We start from the raw sequence: 22607 nt of genomic DNA, 5'->3' as shown, positions 1-22607 counted from the left end.
CCTTGGAGCGCGCCCCCGGGGCGAGGGCTCATTTCTCCCGCGGAGCCGGTTATCACAACACGTTGATAGCGCTGGCCCGCCAGCGTTGGTCCATTCCTTCCAGGCGCAGGGCCACGGCGCGAACGCGAACCTTACTGTGCACCATCACGACGGCCTCGATCACGCCGTCTCGCGGCTCGGAAATCGTGACCCGCCCGATCGTGAACGCGGGCCGCTGGGCCTTCTGCCCCTTGACGGCGCGCGCCCGTGCCGAGAGCACCACCCGTTTCAGCAGGTGCCGGTAAACGTCGTCGCTGACCCACCGGGCGAGCTGGTCGAGCTCTCGGGCGCCGGCAAGCACCTCGATCACGCAGCGGGTGAGGTTGATCAGCAGTGGCTCCGGGTCTGGCAGCTGGTCCCTGCTGCTCGGTTGGTGGCCGAAGAAGTCGTCCTGGACGAACTTGTTGTCCCTTGATCGGGGTTGGCGTGCCGGGGTGTTGGCTGGATCGCTCATGACTCCTCCGAGGTGCGTGAGTCCGCTGCCGGCGGCACACCTGCCGTGGCAATCGGGTGGTTCAAGGGGTTCGGGTGGATCCGGCGTGCGATGGAGCAGACATTCGGTGGAGCAGGTGTTGGCGAGGGTCAGGCACCCCCACGCGGGGGGTACGGGCCGTGCTCGACACTCAATCAGCCGGGGACGGTGGTGTCGAGTGCTTTTAAGACCTGTGGATAACCCGGGCAGGATGTTGGTCGTGCGGGCTAACTTCGGGACTGTGCGCTGGGACAACCTTTTCGACGACCTCGAGGGGCAGCTCGAACACGAGTTGCACGCCGAGGAGATCGACCTGCGCGCCGAAGAAGAACGGTTGCGGCTGGGTCGGCTGTCTCTGCGTAACCGATTGACCAACCTCGCGCGCACTCCCGACGTCGCCGCAGATCCCCGGAAAGGATCAGAGCCCTGGACCGGGTCGGTCCCCGGTGCGGGTGTGCTGAGGATCGTGCTCGCGACGGGGGAGACGATCGCCGTGCGGCCGACCACATTCGGGCGGGATTGGCTGGCGGGTGACCTGCTGGACTCCGTCTCCGCCGGTTCCCAGTGCGTGCTCCCGCTGGCCGCCGTGGCCGGGGTCGTCCTGCGCCGGGGGGAGATCCCCGGATCGCTCGGCACCGAGCCCGAATCCGCAGCCCGGATCGTGGACCGCATCGGCCTGGCGTTCGTGTTGCGAGACCTCTGCCGACGGCGCTCCAACTTGGAGGTGCACACCCGTGCCGGTGTGCTCCCCGGCACCATCGACCGGGTGGGCCGGGACCACATCGACCTGGCCCTGCACGCGCCGGGTACCCTGCGCCGCGAAGCGGAGGTGCACCAGTACCGCATCGTGCCGGTAGGCGAGATCCAGCTCGTACGGCTGGCCTAACCCTCTGGCCTAACCCTCTGGCCTAACCCTCTGGCCTAACCCTCTGCGCCAACGCTCTGCGCCAACGCTCTGCGCCAACGCTCTGCGCCAACGCTCTGCGCCAACGCTCTGCGCCAACGCTCTGCGCCAACGCTCTGCGCCAACCGTCTGCACCAACCGTTCGCGCTGAGCCGCCGTGCCTTTCGCGTTCACAGCCCGCAGCAACTCGTCCGAACGAATTCGACGGAGATTTAAGTCTGAACAGCCCGTTTGGGCTCGAGAACGGTTGTTTGACCAAGAATCTCCGTCGAATTGGTTCAACGCCGGGGACAGCGGTCCGCCTGGATGAGCAGCGTGCCCCCGTGCGGTCAGCCCTGACCCTCCGGGAGCGGCACAACCACACGACGAGGATGCATCAATCTAGCCGGGTCAGTCGTCGGGACGGATGATCGTGCCGCCGGACAGCTCGGGGATGTTCCCGAAGTCCGACTGCTGCCACAGCGACATGCGCCGGGCCTCTTCGTACTTGGCCTCGATGAAAGACTCGAGCACGATCCGTTCGACCCGCCACACGCCCGCGCTGCCGGCCCCGATCGTGCCTGCGCCGCCCGCCGGGGTGCTCTGGGTGCCGAGCCGGATGGCCGGCAGCTCACCGGTGCGCACCAGCTCCAGCACCTCGGCCACCGTCAACGAGAGGATCTCCGCGGTGTCGGCCAGGGTGAGGAACCGGCCCACACTGGAAGCAGCCCCGGAATCGTTCATGGATCGATTATCCGTCGGCGGGCGGGCCCTAATCGGGGAGGAGTGAGGCTGTGGATAACTTTCCCGCGTGGGGGCGAAGACGACCACGATGGACGTCGAGGCGGATTCCCGGGTCAAACGGAGTTTCGAGTCGAAACTATTGAGTCGGCACCATCGATCCGGCTCCATCGAGTCAGCACCAATTGAGTCAGTATTGGGGAGGCAGGCGCCCGTGAGCAAGACCGCCAGGAACGCACGACCGAAATTCTGGTTCGATCCGCGATTCGCGATCGGGCTGGCGCTCGTGGTCGCCGCCGTCGGAGGCGTCTATCTGATCGTCTCCGCCGCCGACCGGTCCACGGCGGTGTTCACCGCGCGCTCGGCGCTCGCCGTCGGGGACCGAGTGGAGGCATCCGACCTCGTGGCCACGCAGGTGCGGCTTGGTGTAACGGGAGACCTGTACGTGACCCCCGACGGGCTGCCGGATGACGGGCTGGTCGTCACCCGCACGATCGCCGCCGGGGAACTTGTGCCTGCGTCCGCGGTCGGGCGCACCGCCGGCACCGAGGTCACGAGCGTGGTCGTTGAGCTGACCAGCGCCCTGGCCTCGAACATCGGTCCCGGCTCCGTGGTCGACGTCTGGTCCGCCCGCAAAACGGACCCGAACACGTTCGGGCCGCCGACGGTGCTCGTCGACCAGGCCGCGGTCGTGCGTCTGGTCGAGCCCACGGGGCTCGTGGCGGGAGGCGGCATCCGAACACTTGAGATCCTGGTGCCGAAGGGAGCCGTCGCGGCGGTGCTGGAGTCCATCGCGAACCGCGACGCCATCGCGGTTGTGCCCGTCAACGCACCGCTGGAGAAGTAAACGTGGCCACCATCGCACTGGCACTCGACCGGAACACCGAAGACCGTCTGCTGATCGACATCATCGAGCAGGGCCATGTGATCGTGGCGCGTCCGACGACTGCGGGCGAAGTGATCCTCGCCCTGCGGCAGCGCGCGCCCGAGGTGGTGATCGTCGGAGCCGGCCGCAGCACGCTCACGGCCGAGCTGATCACCGCCTGCGACGCCCACGGCACCCGGGTGATCGCGCTCGCCGCCAACGACCAGGACCGACGCAATGCGGCCGGGCTCGGCCTCTTCGACGTGGTCGACGCCGCCGCCGACTGGGCCGAGACTGAGGCGCTGATCGGCGCCGGGGTCGCCATTCCGCTGCGGGTCGGCGATCCGGCGGGCTTGCCCGGCACAAAACGGCAGGGCACGGTTATCGCCGTCTGGGGGCCGGCCGGCGCCCCGGGGCGCACCACTCTGGCGATCAACATCGCGGCGGAGATCGCCGCTGCCGGGCATACCGTCGCCCTGGCGGACATCGACACCTACAGCGGTTCGGTGGCGCCGAGCCTGGGGATGCTCGATGAGGCGCCGGGCTTCGCCGCTGCGTGCCGCCTGGCCGGCTCGGACAGCTTCACCCGGTCCGAATTTGAGCGCATCGCGCAGCGCTACAACTCACCGCAGGGAGCCTTCTGGGTGCTCACCGGCATCGGGCGGCCGTCGCGCTGGCCCGAGCTCTCCACCGAGCGGGTGACGCGCACCATCAACGCGCTCCGTATCTGGGTCGACTACGTCGTGCTCGACACCGGGTTCAGCCTTGAGAGCGACGAGGAGATCTCCAGTGACCTGTTCGCCCCGCGCCGCAACGCGGCCACCCTGACGGGTCTCGGACTGGCTGACCACGTCGTCGCCTGCGGCCTCGCCGACCCGGTCGGGATGGCCCGGTTCCTGCGCGCCTGGGTGGACCTGGCCGAGGTGGTCACGACCGATCAGGTCAGCGTGGTCATGAACCGGGTGCGCCGGGGCGCGGTCGGGCTGGATGCGAACGGGCAGGTCGTATCGGCGCTCCGCCGGTTCGGCGGCATCGAGTCGCCGATCCTGGTGCCGCAGGACCAGGTGTCCACGGATGCGGCCATCGTCGCCGGGCGCACGCTGCGGGATGCCGCGCCGAAGTCCCCGGCGCGCACCAGCATCCGTCGCTTCGTGCGCACGGAGCTGCTGCCGGTGCCCGCGCCCGCCACGGGGCGACGGCGCCGGGAATCGAGATGGCGCCGGCCAGCGGTGGCCACCTGAGCCCACCGTCGGCGTCGAATCCCGCGTCGAACCCCGCGTCGACTTGCGCTGTCGACCCTTGTGCTGACCCCGGTGCGGAAGGCCGCACCGGCGCTCATTCCTGAAGCGGGATCACCTCAACCCGGTCGCCGGGGCCCGTGACGACCAGCACCCGCTTTCCGGTTACGCCGGTGAGGGCCTGGGCGAGATGCTCCACCGTTGCCGAGCTACCGGCGCCGTCGGCGCGCTTCAGCACGAAGACGGCCGCGCCTCCGGTCGCTGCGACGATTGCGAGGCTGAGGGGTTCCGGGTCGGCGTCCGTTACCAGGAGCACGCGGCCGATGGTGCGCGCCGGCTGCGGGGCCTCTGCACTCACCGAGCGGTCTCGTCGCCAGACAGCGAAATGATACCCAGCGGCGAGGCCGGTGGCTACCAGCAGCCCCAGCGAGGCCCGCACCCGGTCGATCACGCTGTCCCCGGTGAAGTCGCCGAGGGCGAACTCGAAGAGCCGGTAGCCGATCACCAGAAGCGTCACGATGGCAACGACCGCGCTCACGCCGAACACCAGGATCAGGTACACCCTTCGTCCCGTGGAGCGGACCTCCGCGGGGGAGAGCGGCGTCGTAGGCTGCCAGGCCAGCCACCACACCGGGCCGCCGACGACGAGGGCGCTGATGCCGCCCAGCAGGAGGGTTCGGGTTCCTGAACCGGCGAGCGGGGTGGTCGTGGCGGCGAGGATCGCGTTCACGACCACGCCCAGCCCGGAGGCCGCGGCCACGAGACCCACGCCGGAGGTCACAAGCTTCGTCGCCACCCTCGTCGTGTCCGACCGGGCCAGGGTCAGGCCCCGGTGGTAGCTCCAGACGAGTGCGCCGATGAAGGAGACCGAGACGCCGAAACCCAGTAGGTCGAGGATGTCGGTGACCGGGTCGGTGCGGTCGAAAGCCAGTCTGAGCAGCAGGAACAGCACGGTTCCGACCCCGCTCAGCGTCAGGATGGCCGCCCCGGCCACGCCGACGGCCACGACCATTAGATCGGCGAGGCCGCCGCGCAGGTCGCGGGCCTGGCTGCGGATCCAGTGCCACCACCAGATGACCAGCCCGCCGGCAAACCAGATGAGCGCCTGGAGGGTCAACTCCCACCAGGGTTCGCCCGGGGTGAGGCTCGGTGCGGCGTCGACGGCGGCGTCGACGGCGGCGTCGAGAAGAGAGCTGAGGGCCGTGACGGCGCCGCCCACCGCGATCACGAGACCGAAGACGGAACCGAGGATCGGGGCCACGGTGACCAGCTGGGTGGGGCTCTTCTCCTCGTGCCGGGACATCCACAGGTGCCAGACCCACACGCCGGCCCAGACCACTCCGGTGGCGAAGAGACGCGGTTGCCAGTCCCCGCGCACGAGCACGGCCGCCGTGGTCTGCAGGGCGGTGCTGAACGTGACAAGGGAGACCGTATACAGGCCGGCCAGGTAGAGCCCCCAGGCGACGGATGATCGTTCCGCGCCGTCCATTCGGCGCCACAGCACCCACCAGAGTACGGCCGCGAACGGGCCGGCGATGAGGGTGAACGCGAGCGAGCGGGCGAGCCCGGTGATGTCGCTGGAGGCAAGTGCGTTGCCGGTGTCGAGGAGGCGCCCGAGCAGTCCGCTCACTCCGATGGCGGCAATCACGACCAGGGCGAAGAGCAGAATGTATACGATCACCCGGCGTACCGTGGGCTGGGCCGCGCTCTCCCCGGATGGCGTCGATTTGCGCACCGCAATCACGATGCCGGCGATACCGCCGCCGATCACCAGGACGGCAACCAGCAGCACCACGCTGACCATCAGGAACCGGCCTTCGGATTCGGGCAAATGTTGAGTTCGTAGGGGGCGTCATCGATCAACCACGTGCCGTCGACGGCCACCAGGTCGAAGACACCCTGGGTCTCGTACTCGTCGACTCCGAAGGGGCCGCTGCCGTAGGAGGTGACGATGGACACCTTCACGTCGGCCGACTCGGCCCGCTCGGTGGTCGACACGAGAGTGACCCGCATGTTGTCGGTGGGGCCCCGGTCGAAGTCCTCGCAGCCATTGAAAGCGTCCTCGGTGAGGTACGCGCCAGCGGCCTGCTCGTCGCCGTCGATGACGGCCGCGGAATAGTCCTGGACGAGGCCTTCCGGGGTGTCGGCGTCAAGCTGTTCGGGTTCGCCGCCGGTGAAGACGACGACGAGGGCGATGACCACCAGCGCTCCGATCACGGACAGTAGGACAACCAGGGTCCGATCGGGCTTTCCATTTGCTGTGCTCATCTGTTCAGCATGGCCCAAACTACGAGACGGCACCACGACGGCGGTGGCACGTGTCCGGGGGACCTAGGCTATTGCTGTGTCGACGCTCAGTAATCTCGTACTTGCCCAGGGCCGCAGCAGTGCGGAGGATGTGGACTGGCTCCATATGCTTGTCGCGGATGGCCAGCTCCTGGCCGATCTCGCCTTCGCGGACATCGTCGTGTGGGTGCCCAGCAGCACCGGGAGCTTCGTGGCCGTCGCCCACGCCAGGCCGTCGAGCGCCGCCACCCTCTTCTATCGTGACTTCGTCGGGCAGAGCATCAAGGTCGAGTGGCGACAGCAGGTCACCGAGGCTTTCGAAACGGCGAAGATCGTCGACACCACGGCCCCCGACTGGTACGAGGAGACCCCTACCCGGGTGCGCGCGATCCCGGTGCGGCGGCGGCTCAGTTCCACGGGTTCCCAGATCTCGGACACGCCGGTGGCGGTGCTCACCCGGCACACCAACCTGAGTGAGGCGCGCACGCCGAGCCGGCAGGAGCTGACCTTCAACGACTGCGCCAATGACCTCTTCGCCATGATCGCGTCCGGCGATTTTCCCGATCTGGGCGCCCCCACCGGCCCGAGGCGCGGCGCCCCGCGCGCCTCGGACGGACTCATCCGTCTCGACGTCGACGGCGTGACCACGTTCGCGAGCCCGAATGCCCTCTCCGCCTTCAACCGAATGGGGTTCGCCGACGAGCTGGAGGGCGAGTCCCTCGCCGAGGTGACCACGAGCCTGCTCACTGGAACGGCGGTTGTCGACGAGACCCTGCCGCTCGTGGTCACCGGCCGGGCGCCATGGCGCACCGACGTGGAGGCCCGCGGCGTGACGGTCTCGCTGCGTGCCATCCCGATCCGCAACCGGGGCGAACGGATCGGAGCCATCGTGCTCTGCCGGGACGTCACCGAGCTGCGGCACCAGGAACGTGAGCTGATCACGAAGGATGCCACCATCCGGGAGATTCACCACCGGGTCAAGAACAACCTGCAGACGGTGGCCTCGCTCCTGCGGATCCAGGCGCGCCGCACGCATTCCGACACGGCCAGGGAAGCGCTCAACCAGGCGATGCGCCGCGTGGCCGCCATCGCCGTCGTGCACGACACACTGTCCGAGGGCCTCAGCCAGAAGGTCGACTTCGACGTGGTGTTCGACCGGGTGTTGCTGCTGATCATGGAGGTGGCGTCCGCGCACAACACGACGGCGCATCCGAAGTCTTCCGGCAGTTTCGGCATTCTTCCCAGCGCCTACGCGACGCCGCTCGCCCTCGCGCTGACAGAGCTCGTGACGAACGCCGTCGAGCATGGGCTGGCCGGACGCGAGGGGGAGGTGTCGATCGAGGCCGAGCGTAACGAGGAGACCCTCACCGTGCGGGTGCGGGACAACGGCACGGGCCTGCCGGAGGGCAAGGTCGGGTCGGGACTCGGAACCCAGATCGTGCGCACCCTGATCCAGGGAGAGCTTAGCGGCAGTATCGACTGGCACACCATGATGGGCAGCGGCACCGAAGTGACCATCGAGATCCCGCTGCGGTACATGCGCGAAGCGTAGCGCCGGGCGCGGGGTGACGCCGTGGGGTGTCGCCTCGGGTTCCAAGCGCGTCGCGCGCAACGAAGAAAGGCCCGGCTGTTCAGCTAGGCCTTTCTCTGTGATCCCGTGGTGCGGGGGGGGGCGTGCTAGGACGCGCGCCGGGCCCGGGCCGCGCGTCGCTTGAGCGCGCGACGCTCGTCTTCGCTCAGTCCACCCCAGACGCCGGAGTCTTGTCCGGTTTCGAGGGCGTACTGCAGACACACCTCGGTGACGTTGCAACGGGCGCAGACCGACTTGGCCTTCTCGATCTGGTCCACAGCGGGGCCAGTATTACCGACCGGAAAGAAGAGTTCCGGGTCGGCGGTGAGGCAGGCAGCTTTGTCGCGCCAGTCCATAGGGGTGCTCCTTTATTGCAGGGATGCCTGGCCGATTGGCCGAAGATGAAAGGCTGCCGATTGCAGGAAGGGTAGTAGATCTACTCGTTCAGATCGACTCACGTCCCTGTGAGCGTCAACCGGGCCTCAAAAATGATCGCATAATGGTGGAGTCAAATCAATAGTTTTGAATGGGATATCTCTGTGAATGCACGGTCAGACCACAGCGGCGACGACGAGAACCAGGCCGGCCGGGTGCGTCGGCCGGGGGCCGTGCTGCTCCTCGCCGCGATCCTCTGCGCGGAGGCCACCCTCCTCTGGGTCGCGGTCGCGTGGCTCATTCTCGAGTTGCTGATCGCGACGCCGACCTCCCTGGCCACGGCCCTCGCCATCCTGGTGCTGGTGCTGATCGCCGCGTCCTGGGTAACCGCCATCGCGGTCAACTCCCTGCGGCGCCGGTCCTGGATCCGGGGCGCTGCCGTCACCTGGCAGATGGTGCAGATCGCCGTCGCCATCGGCTCCTTCCAGGGGTTCTACGCCCGGCCCGACCTCGGCTGGGCGCTTCTTCTGCCGTCGGTCGTGGTCCTCGTGCTGCTGTTCCAGCGGCGCGTAATCGCAGAAACGACGTCAGCGCGCTCCGAGGACGGCTTGCCGCAGTAGCGGCGCAGTAGCGGCGCAGCAGGGCCGCAGCTGGGCCGCTCCGGCTTCGGCAGCGGCGGGGTGGGTAAGACGTGCGTTCGAGCGCTCCGGGGGCCGGTAGGGGCCACCTGCGGCCGGTGGGGGCAGCGCAGGGACCGTGCCGGGACTGTGCCGGCCGCGTGGCAGCATCCGTTTGGTCAGGCCGGCAGGCCGAGCTTCTTGCGCAGGCTCGCGACATGGCCGGTGGCCTTCACGTTGTAGAGGGCTAGCTCGACCATGCCGGTCTCGTCGATCACGACGGTGGAACGCAGCACGCCCGTGACGGTCTTGCCGTAGAGGTTTTTCTCGCCCCAGGCGCCGTAGCCCGTGTGCACCGCGAGGTCGGTGTCGCTGAGGAGCGCGAACGTGAGCTGCTCGGTCTCCTGGAACTTCTTCAGCTTGACCGGGGCATCCTTCGACACGCCGAGCACCTGGTAGCCGGCCGATGCCAGTGAGCTGAGGTTGTCGCGGAAGTCGCAGGCCTGCTTCGTGCAGCCGGGCGTCATCGCCGCTGGGTAGAAGTACACGACGACCTTCGAGCCGGCGAAATCGGCCAGCGACACGGCGTTCCCGTCCTGGTCGGACAGGGTGAACGGAGGGGCTTGGTCGCCGGTCGCGAGCCGCGTGGAATCGGTCATCCCCCCACGCTACTGGTCCCGCCTGTACCCATTTTCCGCCCATCCCTGACGAATTCGACGGTGATTTGGGGTCAGGCACCCGTTTTTTGGCCCTGCACGGCTTTCTAGAGCAAAATCTCCGTCGAATTCGTTCAATGCAGGGGCTGCTGGCTCGGGGTGGTGGGTGACAGGGGCTAGTGGGTGGGGGCGGCGGCGAAGGTGGCGAGCAAACGCTGCAGCGAGTCCAGGCGCACCTTGCCGGTCTCGCCGAGCTTGCCGGCGCTAACGGCCTCATTGATCGCGCAGTCGGGCGAGTTCGGCAGGTGGGTGCAGCCGCGCGGACACTTTTGGGAGATCAGGGCCAGGTCGGTGAAGGCCTTGAGGATGTTGTCGGTGTTGATGTGGCCGAGACCGAAGGAGCGCACGCCGGGGGTGTCGATGACCCAGCCCCGGCCGGCATCCGTTTGCAGTCGCAACGAGATGGTCGACGAAGACGTGTGCCGGCCGCGGCCGGTCACCGTGTTGACGACTCCGACGGCGCGGTGGGCGCCCGGCACCAGGGCGTTGACGAGAGTGGACTTGCCGACGCCGGAGTGACCGACGAAGACCGTGTCGTGGCCGACCAGGGCGGCGGAGATCTCCGCCAGCGGCATGGCGTCGTCGCGGCTCTCGAAGACGGGCAGGTCGAGGCCGGCGAAGTTGCGGAGGAAGGCGGTGGGGTCGGCCAGGTCGGTCTTGGTGATGCAGAGAATGGGATTCACGCCCGCGTCGTAGGCGGCGACGAGGTAGCGATCGACGAGACGGATGCGCGGCTCCGGGTTGGCGGCGGCCACCACGATCAGCATCTGGTCGGCGTTGGCGACGATCACTCGCTCCACGGCGTCGGTGTCGTCTGCGCTGCGGCGCAGCAGCGTCGTGCGCGGCACGATCCGCACGATCCGGGACAGGCTGCCCGGTGCTCCGGTCGTGTCGCCGACGATGTCGACGCGGTCGCCGGTGACGACGGCCTGCTTGCGCAGTTCGCTCGCCCGGGCGGCGGTCACTCGGCGCTCGGCAGGCAAGTTCTCGTCGAGCATGACGGTGTACCGGCCCCGGTCGACCGAGAGGATGCGCCCGGTCAGCGCGTTCTCGTGGTCGGGGCGGGTCTTGGTGCGCGGTTTGCTGCCCTTGCGGTTGGGGCGCACACGCACGCTCGACTCGTCGAACTCGGGCTCATCGTCGTCGGCACTCGCCCACCACGTCACGACGGGGCTCCGGAAACGAGCGTCGACCAGAGGTCGGTGAACTGGGGAAGGGTCTTGGCGGTCGTGTCGATGTTCTCGATCAGCACGCCGGGAACGAGGAGACCGATCAGCGCGCCCGCGGTCGCCATCCGGTGGTCGTCGTAGGTGTTCCACGGCCCACCGTGCAGCGGGCGCGGGTCGATCCGCAACCCGTCGGGCAGCTCGGTGACGGAACCGCCGAGCCCGTTGATCTCCGCGGCGAGGGCCGCCAACCGGTCGGTTTCGTGGTGCCGGATGTGCCCGATCCCGGTGATCGTGCTCGGGGACTCGGCCAGGGCGGCCAGGGCCACGAGCGTGGGCGCGAGTTCTCCGCCGGTTGACAGGTCGAGCTCCACGCCCCGGATGCGGCCGGTCCCGGAGACCGTGAGCCGGTCGCCCTCCCGAGACACCTCGGCGCCGAAGCGCGGCAGCAGGTCGGCCAGGTCGGCGCCGACCTGGGTGGTGGTCTCGGGCCAGCCGGAGATGGTGACGCTGCCCCCGGCCACGAGGGCCGCGGCGAGGAACGGCGCCGCGTTCGAGAGATCGGGTTCGATGTCGACCTCGGCGCCCTGGATCGGGCCGGGAGCCACGATCCACTCGCCGACGGCCGGGCTGTGCACCGTGACGCCGCGCCGGGCCAGCGTGGCGATGGTCATCTCGATGTGCGGCAGGCTGGGCAGGCGCTCGCCGGAATGGCGCAGGTGCAGGCCCTGCCCGAAGCGCGGCGCGGCGAGCAGCAGGCCGGAGACGAACTGGCTCGACGTGGACGCGTCGATGGTGATCTCCCCGCCGACTAGCGTGCCGGTGCCGTGCACGGTGAAGGGCAGGGCGCCGCGACCGTCGTCGTTGATGTCGGCGCCGAGGGCCCGCAGGGACGAGATGGTGGTGCCCATCGGGCGGCGGCGTGCGCCGGCGTCCCCGTCGAAGGTGGTCGGCCCGAGGCCGAGCGTCGCGACCGGCGGCAGGAAACGCATCACGGTGCCGGCGAGACCGCAGTCGACGGTCGTCGACCCGAGCAGCTCCCCGGGGGTGATCCTCAGGTCGGAACCGAACTCCCCGGCGCCGGGGACCTCCTCGATGACGGTGCCCAGTTGACGCAGCGCCGCGACCATCAAGTCGCTGTCCCGCGAGTGCAGCGGGGCACGCAACAGCGACGGATGCGCGGCGAGGGCGCTGAGCACCAGCTCCCGGTTGGTCAGCGACTTCGACCCCGGCAGGGATACGGACGCTGAAAGCGGGCCGGCGGCCGTCGGAGCGGGCCAGCGGGCATCCGTCACCTCGGGCGACGTGTCGCCGTAGGGATCGAACTCAGGCTTGGAATATCTCGAGATCAACATCGGTTATCAGAATAGTCGGTGATGAAAAAAAGAGGGAGGCCAGGGTGACGCTGTCCATGGTGCTGGAGCGACCTGCGGTCGTTTCACGCGACGGCTTAGGATTGTCCGTGATGACAACCGATGCGATCGAAATGCGAGACCTGTTCGAAGAGCAGGCGCTGCCCTTTATCGACCAGCTGTACGCCGCGGCCATGCGCATGACGCGCAACCCCTCCGACGCCCAGGATCTGGTTCAGGAAACGTTCGTGAAAGCGTTCGCTGCGTTCAAACAGTTCGAGCAGGGCACCAATCTCAAGGCCTGGCTGTACCGCATCCTGACCAACACCTTCATCAACACGTACCGCAAGAAGCAGCGTGAGCCGTTCCAGGGCACCATCGACGATCTCGCGGACTGGCAGCTCGGCGGCGCGGAGTCCCGCACGGCGATGGCGAATCGTTCGGCGGAGGCCGAGGCCATCGACCACCTGCCGGACAGCGCCGTCAAGGACGCTTTGCAGTCCATCCCGGAGGACTTCCGGCTGGCTGTCTACTTCGCCGACGTGGAGGGGTTCTCTTACCAGGAGATCGCCGAAATCATGAAAACACCCATTGGCACCGTGATGAGTCGCCTGCATCGTGGCCGGCGCCTCCTGCGCGACCTGTTGGCCGGTTACGCCCTTGAGCGCGGCCTGGGAACAGCGGCGGGCCAGACTCGAACCGGGAGCACACCAGCATGACCGATTATGGCTGCGAGAAGGCCAAGGCCGAACTCGAGGAATACCTGCACAACGAACTGTGCGGCGAAGACGCGTCTGACATTCAGGAGCACCTCGCCCACTGCAGCGACTGCAGCGACGAGCACCTGGTCGGGCGCACACTGACCGAGGCCGTGCAGCGCGCATGCCGTGAAATGGCCCCCGAAGACCTGCGCGACCAGGTGTTGCTGAAGCTGCGCACCATCCAGTCCGCCCACTAGCCGATCGGCAGGTCGGCGTCCTCCTCACCGGCGTCGTCGATGTTCTTCTCCTCGGGGAGCGGCTCGTCGACCGAGCCGAGCACGAACAGGGCCCCGGTCGGGTCGGTGACCAGCGCGAAGGTGCCGAACTCCGCCGTCCACGGCTCACGGACGACCGTGCCGCCGAGCTCTGTCACGGTCGTGACGGCCGCGTGCACGTCAGGCACCCCGAGATAGAGCTGCCAGTGCGAGGGCACGCTGTCGGGCAGGTGTTCCGCGGCGTCGAAGACGCCCGTCACCATCTCACCCTCCGCCCCGATCGTGCTGTAGCGGAAGTCCTCCGTGTCGCTCAGGACGACCGGTTTCCAGCCGAACACCTCGGTGTAGAAATCGAGAGCGGCGGAATAGGAGCGGGTGTTCAGCTCGTGCCAGACCGGTGAGCCCGCCTCGCCGAAGACGTCGAAGCCGGTGAACTCGTCGGCCTGCCACACCCCGAAGGGCGCACCCGTCGGGTCCATCAGGATGGCCATGCGGCCCATGGTTCCCACCGTCATCGGCTCGGCCAGCACGTCTGCGCCGGCCGCGCGGGCGGCGGCGACGGCGGCGTCGGCATCCGTCACCGACAGGTAGGTGGTCCACGCGTCGGGCAGTCGGGAACCCGGCTCCTGTGAGCTCATGCCGGCGACGTCCGCGTCGCCCTTCCGGAAGGTGACGTAGTTGCCGTACTCCGAACCGGAATCGCTGGCCGTCCAGCCGAACAGCCGTGTGTAGAACTCCCGGGCGCGCGGCAGGTCGGAGGTCATCAGGTCGGCCCAGCAGGGCTGACCGGTTCGGTTCGCGTGCGGTGCGGGCATGGCGGATCTCCTTGTCGGTGGCCGATGCGTCGGCGGGCGGTGCGGCCAGCCTAGATGAGTGAGTCCTGATAGCCGAGGGGCGATAGGGGTTCGCGGTTCCGAAACGGTTGTTCCCGGTGCTGACGCCGGGCGATCAGGGGACCGTGACGCTGGATGAAGTGTGGCCCGCCGTGTCTTTCGAGTCCGAAGCCGTGCAGTAGCGCTGTCCCGAACGAATTCGACGGAGATTCCGCCCCAATCAACCCAAAACGTCCGGAAATGCTGTTTTGGAAGAAAATCTCCGTCGAATTGGTTCGACGCCGGGTCATGACCAGCGCTACGCGGTCGTCGCCTCTGATCTTGCGGGGGTGACACAGCCCGTCGATCAGGCCTCACCCGTCGAGGACTGGGCCGTAGCGTCCGGTGCGGCCCATTCTGTCGAACGGTTCTGCCGGTCGGCGCAGGTCACAGGGTAAGCGCCTGGCGTAGTAGTTCGGCCTGCTCGACCGCGTGACGCTTCGCCGAGCCCGCCGCCGGCGACGCCGACGCCGCCCGGGAGAACAGGGTCACCGGGCGCGGGCCCAGCTTGTTCGTCTCGAGGTAGAAGAACGGCCAGGCACCCTGGTTCTCCGGCTCGTCCTGCACCCAGGCGAGTTCAGCGTCGGGGTACTGGTCTGCGACCTGCTTGAGTTCGAAGGCGGGCAGCGGGTAGAACTGCTCCAGGCGAACCAGCGCGATCTCCGGGTTCGGGTTCTTGTCGAGTTCGGCGAGCAGGTCGTAGTAGAGCTTGCCGGCCAGGAACAGCACCCGCTTGACGCGCGGCTTGTCGGTGATCCGGGCGTCGTCGATGACCGGTTCGAACCGGCCGGTGGTGAAGTCGGCCACCTCGCTGGTCGCGCCGCGCAGGCGCAGCATCGACTTCGGAGTGAAGACGATCAGCGGGCGCCGCGGGCGCATGTAGGCCTGACGGCGCAGCAGGTGGAAGTACGACGCGGGCGTCGACGGGCGAGCGACGGTCATATTGTCTTCCGCGCACAGCTGCAGGTAGCGCTCGATCCGGGCGGACGAGTGGTCCGGCCCCTGGCCCTCGTAGCCGTGCGGCAGCAGCAGCACAACGGATGACCGCTGGCCCCACTTCTGCTCGGCGGAGGAGACGAACTCGTCGATGACCGTCTGGGCACCGTTGGCGAAGTCGCCGAACTGCGCCTCCCAGAGCACCAGGGCGTCGGCGCGTTCCACCGAGTAGCCGTACTCGAAGCCCATGGCCGCGTATTCGCTGAGCAGCGAGTCGTAGATCCAGAACCGGGCCTGGTCTTCGCTGAGGTTCGCCAAGGGCAGCCATTCCTGGCCGTTGATGCGGTCGTGCAGCACCGCGTGACGCTGCACGAACGTGCCGCGGCGGGCATCCTGGCCGGCGAAGCGCACCGGGGTGCGCTCGAGCAGCAGGGAGCCGAGGGCGAGGAGTTCGCCGAAGCTCCAGTCGATTTTGCCGTTGCGACTCATGTCGTTGCGCTTCTGCATCAGCTGCTGCAGCTTATTGTGCACGGTGAAGCCGGCGGGCTTGTTCAGGAAGGCATCGCCGATCAGGTGCACGACCGCTTCGGGCACCCCGGTCGTGGCCGGTTCCCCGACCGCGTCGTCGTGCTTGTCGGTACCGTGCTTCTCGGCACCGATGCCCTGCGGCGCGGCACCGGCCGCGCTGACGATCGGGATCGACGAGGACTGCGCCGCGTGCGTCTCCATGAACGCGCGCTCGAGGCGGTCCTGGAAATCCGCGTGCGAGGCCTCGTATTCCTCCTGCGTGATGTCGCCGCGACCGACGAGAGCCTCGGTGAAAAGCTTCCGGACGGAGCGCTTGGCCTCGATCAGGTTGTACATCAACGGCTGGGTCATCGAGGGGTCGTCGCCCTCGTTGTGCCCGCGGCGGCGGTAGCAGACGAGGTCGATGACGACGTCCCGCTTGAATTCCTGACGGTAGGCGAAGGCGAGCTCCGCGACCCGCACCACGGCCTCGGGGTCGTCCCCGTTGACGTGGAAGATGGGCGCCTGGATGGTCTTGGCGACATCCGTCGAGTACACCGAGGTGCGTCCGTCACCGGGCAGTGTGGTGAAGCCGACCTGGTTGTTGACGACCAAATGGATGGTGCCGCCGGTGCGGAACCCGCGCAGTTGGGACATCTGGAGCGTCTCCAGGACGATGCCCTGGCCGGCCATGGCCGCGTCGCCGTGCACGAGGACGGGGAGGGTGGAGAAGGTGCCGATCGGCTTGCGGTCCTGCTTGGCGCGCACGATGCCCTCGAGGACGCCGTCGACGGCCTCGAGGTGGGACGGGTTCGCGGCCAGGTAGACCGGCATCTCCGTGCCGTTGGTGGCACGGAAGGTGCCCTCGGTGCCCAGGTGGTACTTGACGTCGCCGGAGCCCTGCACGGTGCGGGGATCCTGCGTGCCCTCGAACTCGCGGAAGATCTGACCGTAGGTCTTGCCTGCGATGTTGGTGAGCACGTTCAGGCGCCCGCGGTGGGCCATGCCGATGCAGACCTCGTCGAGGCCGGCATCCGCGGCACCCTGCAGGATCGAGTCGAGCAGCGCGATGGTGGACTCGCCGCCCTCGAGGCTGAACCGCTTCTGGCCGACGTACTTGGTCTGTAGGAAGGTCTCGAAGGCCTCCGCCTCGTTGAGCTTGCCGAGGATGCGCATCTGCTCGTCATGCGTGGGCTTGACGTAGCTCTTCTCCATCTTTTCCTGCATCCACTTGCGCTGGGCAGGGTCCTGGATGTGCATGTACTCGATGCCGGTCGTGCGGCAGTAGGAGTCGCGCAGCACGCCGAGGATGTCGCGCAGGAGCATCAGGCGTTTGCTGCCGAACCCGCCGGTGACGAACTCGCGGTCCAGGTCCCAGAAGGTCAGCCCGTGGTTCGAGATTTCCAGGTCGGGGTGGGAGCGCTGCGTGTATTCAAGCGGGTCGATGTCGGCCATCAGGTGGCCGCGCACGCGGAACGCGTTGATGAGCTCCTGCACGCGGGCGGTCTTGTCGACGGCGCTGGCCAGGTCGACGCTGATGTCGGGCGCCCAGTGGATCGGGTCGTACGGGATGCGCAGGGCCGAGAAGATGTCCTCGTAGAAGTTGTGCTGCCCGATCAGGAGCTCGTGCACGATCTTGAGGAATTCGCCCGAGCCGGCACCCTGGATGACCCGGTGGTCGTAGGTGCTGGTCAGCGTGATGGTCTTGGAGATGGCGAGGCCGGTCAGGGTCTTGCCGCTGGAACCCTGGAACTCGGCCGGGTAGTCGAGGGCGCCGGCGCCGATGATGCAGCCCTGGCCCTTCATCAGGCGCGGCACGGAGTGCACCGTGCCGATGCCACCGGGGTTGGTGAGGGAGACCGTGGCGCCGGAGAAGTCATCCGCCGTCAGCTTGCCCTTGCGGGCCCGAGTGACGAGGTCTTCGTAGGAGGAGAGGTACTCGCCGAAGGTCATCGTGTCCGCGCGCTTGATGGCCGGGACCATCAGGGAGCGGGTGCCATCGGGCTTGGGCAGGTCTATCGCGATGCCGAGGCCGACGTGCGCGGGAGCGATGACCGAGGGCTTGCCCTCAATCTCGTTGTAGTAGACGTTCTGGCTGGGGAACATCTTCAGCGCCTGGATCAGCGCCCAACCGATCAGGTGCGTGAACGACACCTTGCCGCCGCGCGAGCGCTTCATGTGGTTGTTCATCACGATGCGGTTGTCGATGAGGAGCTTCGCCGGGATGGTGCGCACGCTGGTGGCCGTGGGCACGGTCAGGCTGGCCGCCATGTTCGCCGCGAGGCTCTTGGACATGCCGCGGAGCGGGGTGACGACGTCGACCTCGGTGGCCTCGGCGGCGGTCGGCTGCGAGTTCGTGATCGGAATGTCGGCCGGCACGGGGACCCGCTTGGGCGCGCTGGACGTCGTGCGCGCGGTGCGCTGCCCGCCGACGACGGGGATGGGCGCCGTGATCGGGGCCGGCTCCGCCGCTGAGGCGGCCGGGGTTGCGGGGGCGCTTGCCGCGGGCGTGGTCACGTCGGGAGCGATCACGGCGGGCGCGTCGCCTGCGGGTGCGCTGCTCGCGGGAGCCTCTGAACCGTCGCTGCGGCCGTTCGCGGTCCGGTGGTAGCTCTCGAGGACGGGCCACCAGGACTCGTCCACCAGCTTCTTGTCGACGAGGTACCGTTCGTACAGTTCGTCGACGAGCCACTCGTTCGCTCCGAATTCACCCGACGTCGTCTCGTCGGATCCACTACCGGTCAACTGGCTTGACACAGCCGGTTCCCACTCTCTACGTTGATTTTGAATGTCCCGAGCGGTCGTGCACGCCCGGCGCGGTCTGCCCGTCCAGCCTAATCCCCTCGGGCCTGGCTGCGGGCATCCCCGCGGGGCGCTAGCGTTATTTCCATGCAGTTCTATGGAGCGGTACCCAGCCACGACCTCACGTATTCCGACGTCTTCCTTGTGCCGAGTCAATCGGATGTGAGCAGCCGCCTCGATGTCTCCCTCGCCCCGGGCGACGGCAGCGGCGCCACCATCCCCATCGTCTCGGCGAACATGAACTCGGTCACCGGGCCGCGCCTGGCGGCCGCGCTCGCTCGCCGCGGCGGGCTCGGCGTGCTGCCGCAGGACATGCACCTGCAGGATCTCGACGCCGCGATCCGCTGGGTCAAGGCCCAATCCACCCGCTTCGACACCCCCTTCAACTTCGCCCCGGGGGACACCGTGGCGCTCGCCCTGCGGCAGGTGCCGGCTGTGGCCGGCCAGGGATTGGTCATCAACGATCAGAACGGCGATTACCTGGGTGCCATCGACGCGTCCCGGCTGGCGACGGCGCTGCCCGACGCGCTCCTCGGAGACCTCCTGCACGGCACGATGACCTCCCTCGACGCCGACGATATCGAAGGCCCGCGCCGCGCTTTCGACGTGATGACCGCGGCCGAGCTCGACTTCGCCACCGTGCAGCACCACGGCCGGGTGATCGGCACCCTCAGCCGCAAGAGCGCGCTTCGCTCCACCCTGTATCAGCCCGCGCTGGACGCGCAGGGCCGACTGCGCGTGGCCGCGGCGGTCGGCATCAACGGCGACATCGCGGCCAAGGCCCGGGCGCTCGTCGCCGCGGGGGTCGACGTTCTCGTGATCGACACCGCGCACGGCCACCAGGGCGGCATGACGCGGGCGATCGAGATCGTCGCCGACCTGGGCCTCGGCATCCCCATCGTGGCCGGCAACGTCGTGACCGCGGATGCCGTGGGTGACCTCGTCGGCGCCGGCGCCACCATCGTAAAGGTCGGCGTCGGCCCCGGCGCCATGTGCACCACGCGCATGATGACGGCGGTCGGCCGCCCCCAGTTCTCGGCCGTGCTCGAGACCGCGGCCGCCGCCCGGGAACTCGGAGCGCACGTATGGGCCGACGGCGGGGTGCGCTACCCGCGCGACGTGGCGCTCGCGCTCGCCGCCGGCGCGGCATCCGTCATGATCGGATCCTGGTTCGCCGGCACGATCGAGGCACCCGGCCTGCTCGATCGGGACGCCGCCGGCGGCATTTACAAGGAGAGCTGGGGGATGGCCTCCACCAGGGCTGTGCGCCAGCGGTTCGACCGCCTCGACGCCTACGGGCTGGCCCGCAAGACGCTCTTTGCCGAGGGGATCTCCAGCTCGAAGATCTACCTGGACCCGCTGCGGCCGTCCGTCGAGGACCTGCTGGACATGATCACCTCCGGCGTGCGCAGCTCGTTCACTTATGCGGGCGCGACCTCGGTCGCGGAGTTCCACACCCGTTCGCTGGTCGGGATCCAGTCGGCGGCCGGCTACGAGGAGGGCAAGGCCCTGCCCGTCTCCTGGTAGAGGTGGGGGGCCTGACACCCGGGAACGACTCGTGGCCTCGGTGCCGGGCGGTAGACTGAGCGGAATAATGGACGACCCCCCTCCTGCGCATGCGCCCGGTTTCTCGCCCGGAAATTCTTCCCGTCACCCGAACGGCGTCTCGGTCATGAACTTCGGCGCCGCCGTCGTCGAGGTCCGCCATGTATGAGTGGATCATGCTCGCCGCGGGGCTCCTCCTCACCGTCGGCACCGGCCTGTTCGTCGCCAGCGAGTTCGCCCTGGTCAACCTGGACCGGTCGGAGCTCGAGGCCCGCCGCGATCGAGGAGAGACCCGACTCGGCCTGACCATCGCCGCACTCAGGATCACCTCGACGCACCTCTCCAGCGCCCAACTGGGCATCACTCTCACCACCCTGCTCACCGGTTACACCATGGAGCCGGCTCTGACCATGCTGCTGTCGCCGTCGCTGATCGGCCTGGGACTGTCCACGGCGGTGGTGCCGGTCGTCGCGGTCACGACCGCGGTCATCGTCGCCACACTCGCCTCGATGATCATCGGCGAGCTGGTGCCGAAGAATTTCGCCCTCGCCCTGCCCGTGCAGACCGCGAAGCTGGTCATCCCGTTCCAGACACTGTTCACGACCGTGTTCAAACCAGCCGTCGTCGTGCTCAACGGCAGCGCCAACGGTGTGCTGCGGTCGATCGGGATCGAGCCGAAGGAAGAGCTGTCCGGGGCGCGCACCGCGGAGGAGCTGTCCTCCCTCGTGCGGCGCTCGGCCAGTGCCGGGCTGCTGGAGAAAGACACCGCCACACTCCTGCACCGCACGCTGCTCTTCTCCGGGCATACCGCCTCGGACGTGATGACGCCCCGCCCGCGGGTGGCCAGCATCGAGCGCACCGCCTCCGCCCAGGCCGTCATCGACCTCACCCGCCAAACCGGGTATTCGCGCTTCCCCGTCGTCGACGAGGGCGTCGACGACGTCGTCGGGATCGTGCACGTGAAGCAGGCCGTGGCCGTTCCCCGACGTCGCCGGGCGGATGTCCCGGTATCGGCCCTGCAGTCCGAGGCCATCCGGGTGCCCGAGACCATGAAACTCGACGGACTGCTGGTCGAGCTGCGCGGCCGCGGTTACCAGATGGCCATCGTCGTCGACGAATACGGCGGCACGGCCGGAGTGGCCACGCTCGAGGACCTGGTCGAGGAACTCGTCGGAGAGGTTGCCGACGAGCACGACCGCACTCGCGCCGGTGTGGTGTTGTCTACCGACTCTCTGACATTCCCTGGCATGCTCCGCCCGGACGAGCTGCTCGACCGCACGGGCATCGTGATCTCGGAGGACGGCCCCTACGAAACCGTGGGTGGGTTCGTGATGAGCGAATTAGGTCGCCTGCCCGTGGTCGGCGACGTCGTGCAGCTGGCCGGCGGCGTGCTGTCCGTGGAACGCCTCGACGGCCGACGGATCGACCGGCTCCGCTTCACACCCTGCGGCGAGCCCGTCGAGCCCGAGGAGGGCGGCGAGCCTGCCCAGGGCGACCGCGGTACCAGGACCGACAAGAAATCCGAAAAAAAGTTGGACAAAAAGGGTGACCGCAAGAAGAACGGCACGGAGCGCACGGTGAGTGACCATGAGTGACTGGGCGGGGCTGGTCTGGCTGGTCGTGCTGCTCGCGGCCAACGCCTTTTTCGTCGCCGCGGAATTCGCGGTTATCTCCGCGCGCCGGTCCCAGATCGAACCTCTCGCCGAGGCCGGCGAGAAGCGCGCAATCACAGCGCTGTGGGCGATGGAACACGCCACCCTCATGTTGGCGACCACCCAGCTGGGCATCACGGTCTGCTCGCTGCTCATCCTGAACGTCTCGGAGCCGGCGATCCACCACCTGCTCGAGATCCCGCTGGGCCTGACCCCGCTACCGGAGGAGGCCATCGGCGTGATCGCCTTCGTGATCACGCTGCTGCTGGTCTCCTACCTGCACGTCGTGTTCGGTGAGATGGTGCCGAAGAACCTGTCGTTCTCCATCCCCGACCGGGCCGTGCTCGTGCTCGCCCCGCCGCTCGTCTTCTTCGGCCGCCTGGTCAAGCCCGTGATCGTGACGCTCAACGCCACCGCCAACCTGGTGGTGCGAATGTTCGGGGTCCAGCCCAAGGAGGAGGCCACCAGCACCTACACGTTGGACGAGGTGGCGACCATCGTCTCCCAGTCGACCCGGGAGGGCGTGCTGCGGGACGGCACCGGGGCACTCAGCGCCACGTTCGAGTTCACCACCCGCAAGGTGCGGGACGTCGCGGTGAACCTCGACGGCCTGATCAGCCTGCCCGAGGCGGCCACCCCCGCAGACGTGGAGAAGGCCGTCACCAGACACGGTTTCTCCCGCTATGTTCTGGTGAACGAGTCCGGTGAACCAACCGGGTACGTTCACCTGAAGGACGTCATCGACCTCGACGGCGACACGGCCACCTCGGTCGGGCAGGGCAGCTACGCGGAGCCGATCCCGGGCAAGCGCATCCGTTTGCTGGCGTCGATCTTCGAGGACACCGACCTCGAAGATGCCCTGGCCACCATGCGGCGTTCCGGCGCGCACCTGGCGCGCTCGTTCACCGCGACCGGTGAGACCGTGGGGGTGCTGTTCCTCGAGGACATCATCGAAGAGCTGGTCGGCGAAGTGCAGGACGCGACCCGCCGCCTGTAG

General features: G+C 68.2%; 20 protein-coding genes. 10 read left to right on the top strand and 10 right to left on the bottom strand.

From position 1 onward, the window contains the following. Positions 1 to 52: 52 nt before the first annotated feature. On the bottom strand, positions 53 to 493 hold the full coding sequence (locus tag E3O54_RS13130) for an Rv3235 family protein (protein WP_233191219.1): 441 nt from the start codon (positions 491 to 493) through the stop codon (positions 53 to 55). A 238-nt stretch (positions 494 to 731) separates the two neighbouring features. Here E3O54_RS13130 and E3O54_RS13125 point away from each other — a divergent pair, with 238 nt between their 5' ends. Then, complete coding sequence (locus tag E3O54_RS13125; protein WP_241976898.1) at positions 732 to 1397, top strand: hypothetical protein; 666 nt, start codon at positions 732 to 734, stop codon at positions 1395 to 1397. A gap of 408 nt (positions 1398 to 1805) precedes the next feature. Here E3O54_RS13125 and E3O54_RS13120 read toward each other — a convergent pair whose 3' ends face one another. After that, positions 1806 to 2138 carry a helix-turn-helix domain-containing protein gene (locus E3O54_RS13120; protein ID WP_104099849.1) on the bottom strand — a complete coding sequence of 111 codons (333 nt, stop codon included), beginning with the start codon at positions 2136 to 2138 and terminating at the stop codon, positions 1806 to 1808. Positions 2139 to 2349: 211 nt separating this feature from the next. On the opposite strand from E3O54_RS13120, the gene E3O54_RS13115 reads away from it, so the two are divergent. Both E3O54_RS13115 and E3O54_RS13110 read left to right on the top strand, forming a co-directional pair. Further along, positions 2350 to 2982 carry a hypothetical protein gene (locus E3O54_RS13115; protein ID WP_104099850.1) on the top strand — a complete coding sequence of 211 codons (633 nt, stop codon included), beginning with the start codon at positions 2350 to 2352 and terminating at the stop codon, positions 2980 to 2982. Between the two features lie 2 nt (positions 2983 to 2984). Next, a complete protein-coding gene (locus E3O54_RS13110; RefSeq protein WP_174720225.1) occupies positions 2985 to 4241 on the top strand; it encodes a regulator in 1257 nt (418 codons plus the stop codon). A gap of 94 nt (positions 4242 to 4335) precedes the next feature. On the opposite strand, the gene E3O54_RS13105 is transcribed toward E3O54_RS13110, so the two are convergent. Beyond that, the gene (locus E3O54_RS13105) at positions 4336 to 6069 is read right to left on the bottom strand and encodes a DUF5671 domain-containing protein (protein ID WP_241976897.1); all 1734 of its coding nucleotides are present in this window, start codon (positions 6067 to 6069) and stop codon (positions 4336 to 4338) included. Further along, positions 6042 to 6506: a hypothetical protein gene (locus tag E3O54_RS13100; protein ID WP_134401759.1), complete on the bottom strand. Its 465-nt coding sequence runs from the start codon at positions 6504 to 6506 to the stop codon at positions 6042 to 6044. Before E3O54_RS13100 ends, E3O54_RS13105 begins: the two co-directional genes overlap by 28 nt. 76 nt (positions 6507 to 6582) lie before the next feature. On the opposite strand from E3O54_RS13100, the gene E3O54_RS13095 reads away from it, so the two are divergent. Further along, positions 6583 to 8076 (top strand): sensor histidine kinase, encoded by a 1494-nt coding sequence (locus E3O54_RS13095; protein WP_104099852.1) that lies wholly within the window; start codon positions 6583 to 6585, stop codon positions 8074 to 8076. A gap of 125 nt (positions 8077 to 8201) precedes the next feature. Here E3O54_RS13095 and E3O54_RS13090 read toward each other — a convergent pair whose 3' ends face one another. Beyond that, on the bottom strand, positions 8202 to 8450 hold the full coding sequence (locus E3O54_RS13090; RefSeq protein WP_035837005.1) for a WhiB family transcriptional regulator: 249 nt from the start codon (positions 8448 to 8450) through the stop codon (positions 8202 to 8204). 183 nt (positions 8451 to 8633) lie between these two features. Here E3O54_RS13090 and E3O54_RS13085 point away from each other — a divergent pair, with 183 nt between their 5' ends. Then, positions 8634 to 9089 carry a hypothetical protein gene (locus E3O54_RS13085; protein ID WP_241976896.1) on the top strand — a complete coding sequence of 152 codons (456 nt, stop codon included), beginning with the start codon at positions 8634 to 8636 and terminating at the stop codon, positions 9087 to 9089. 176 nt (positions 9090 to 9265) lie between these two features. Here E3O54_RS13085 and bcp read toward each other — a convergent pair whose 3' ends face one another. The 3 genes from bcp to aroA all read right to left on the bottom strand — a co-directional run bounded on the left by bcp (position 9266) and on the right by aroA (position 12323). Beyond that, entirely contained in the window at positions 9266 to 9745 is a 480-nt protein-coding gene (bcp, locus tag E3O54_RS13080) for a thioredoxin-dependent thiol peroxidase (protein WP_104099853.1), read from the bottom strand. A gap of 173 nt (positions 9746 to 9918) precedes the next feature. Next, complete coding sequence (gene rsgA / locus E3O54_RS13075; RefSeq protein ID WP_104099854.1) at positions 9919 to 10968, bottom strand: ribosome small subunit-dependent GTPase A; 1050 nt, start codon at positions 10966 to 10968, stop codon at positions 9919 to 9921. Then, a complete protein-coding gene (gene aroA / locus E3O54_RS13070) occupies positions 10965 to 12323 on the bottom strand; it encodes a 3-phosphoshikimate 1-carboxyvinyltransferase (RefSeq protein WP_134401758.1) in 1359 nt (452 codons plus the stop codon). The genes rsgA and aroA overlap by 4 nt, the downstream gene beginning before the upstream one ends. A gap of 110 nt (positions 12324 to 12433) precedes the next feature. Here aroA and E3O54_RS13065 point away from each other — a divergent pair, with 110 nt between their 5' ends. Then, entirely contained in the window at positions 12434 to 13039 is a 606-nt protein-coding gene (locus E3O54_RS13065; RefSeq protein WP_233191227.1) for a sigma-70 family RNA polymerase sigma factor, read from the top strand. Beyond that, positions 13036 to 13278 (top strand): zf-HC2 domain-containing protein, encoded by a 243-nt coding sequence (locus tag E3O54_RS13060; protein WP_104099857.1) that lies wholly within the window; start codon positions 13036 to 13038, stop codon positions 13276 to 13278. Before E3O54_RS13065 ends, E3O54_RS13060 begins: the two co-directional genes overlap by 4 nt. Here the strand turns inward: E3O54_RS13060 and E3O54_RS13055 are convergent. Together E3O54_RS13055 and E3O54_RS13050 are read right to left on the bottom strand one after the other, a co-directional pair. Beyond that, positions 13275 to 14111, bottom strand: coding sequence for a VOC family protein (locus E3O54_RS13055; protein WP_104099858.1), 837 nt, complete (start codon positions 14109 to 14111; stop codon positions 13275 to 13277). The genes E3O54_RS13060 and E3O54_RS13055 overlap by 4 nt on opposite strands. A gap of 444 nt (positions 14112 to 14555) precedes the next feature. Then, complete coding sequence (locus tag E3O54_RS13050) at positions 14556 to 18368, bottom strand: multifunctional oxoglutarate decarboxylase/oxoglutarate dehydrogenase thiamine pyrophosphate-binding subunit/dihydrolipoyllysine-residue succinyltransferase subunit (RefSeq protein WP_134373618.1); 3813 nt, start codon at positions 18366 to 18368, stop codon at positions 14556 to 14558. A gap of 132 nt (positions 18369 to 18500) precedes the next feature. Between E3O54_RS13050 and E3O54_RS13045 the strand changes: the two genes are divergently transcribed. The 3 genes from E3O54_RS13045 to E3O54_RS13035 all read left to right on the top strand — a co-directional run bounded on the left by E3O54_RS13045 (position 18501) and on the right by E3O54_RS13035 (position 22607). After that, the gene (locus E3O54_RS13045; protein WP_134373616.1) at positions 18501 to 19940 is read left to right on the top strand and encodes a GuaB1 family IMP dehydrogenase-related protein; all 1440 of its coding nucleotides are present in this window, start codon (positions 18501 to 18503) and stop codon (positions 19938 to 19940) included. Positions 19941 to 20119: 179 nt separating this feature from the next. Beyond that, positions 20120 to 21553, top strand: coding sequence for a hemolysin family protein (locus E3O54_RS13040; protein ID WP_134401757.1), 1434 nt, complete (start codon positions 20120 to 20122; stop codon positions 21551 to 21553). After that, on the top strand, positions 21546 to 22607 hold the full coding sequence (locus E3O54_RS13035) for a hemolysin family protein (protein ID WP_104099862.1): 1062 nt from the start codon (positions 21546 to 21548) through the stop codon (positions 22605 to 22607). Before E3O54_RS13040 ends, E3O54_RS13035 begins: the two co-directional genes overlap by 8 nt.

The sequence above is a fragment of the Cryobacterium sp. TMT2-4 genome, assembly GCF_004402575.1.
GTDB lineage: Bacteria > Actinomycetota > Actinomycetes > Actinomycetales > Microbacteriaceae > Cryobacterium > Cryobacterium sandaracinum.
Note: the sequence above shows the minus strand (reverse complement) of the source record. Positions and strands in the feature narration are given on the sequence as shown.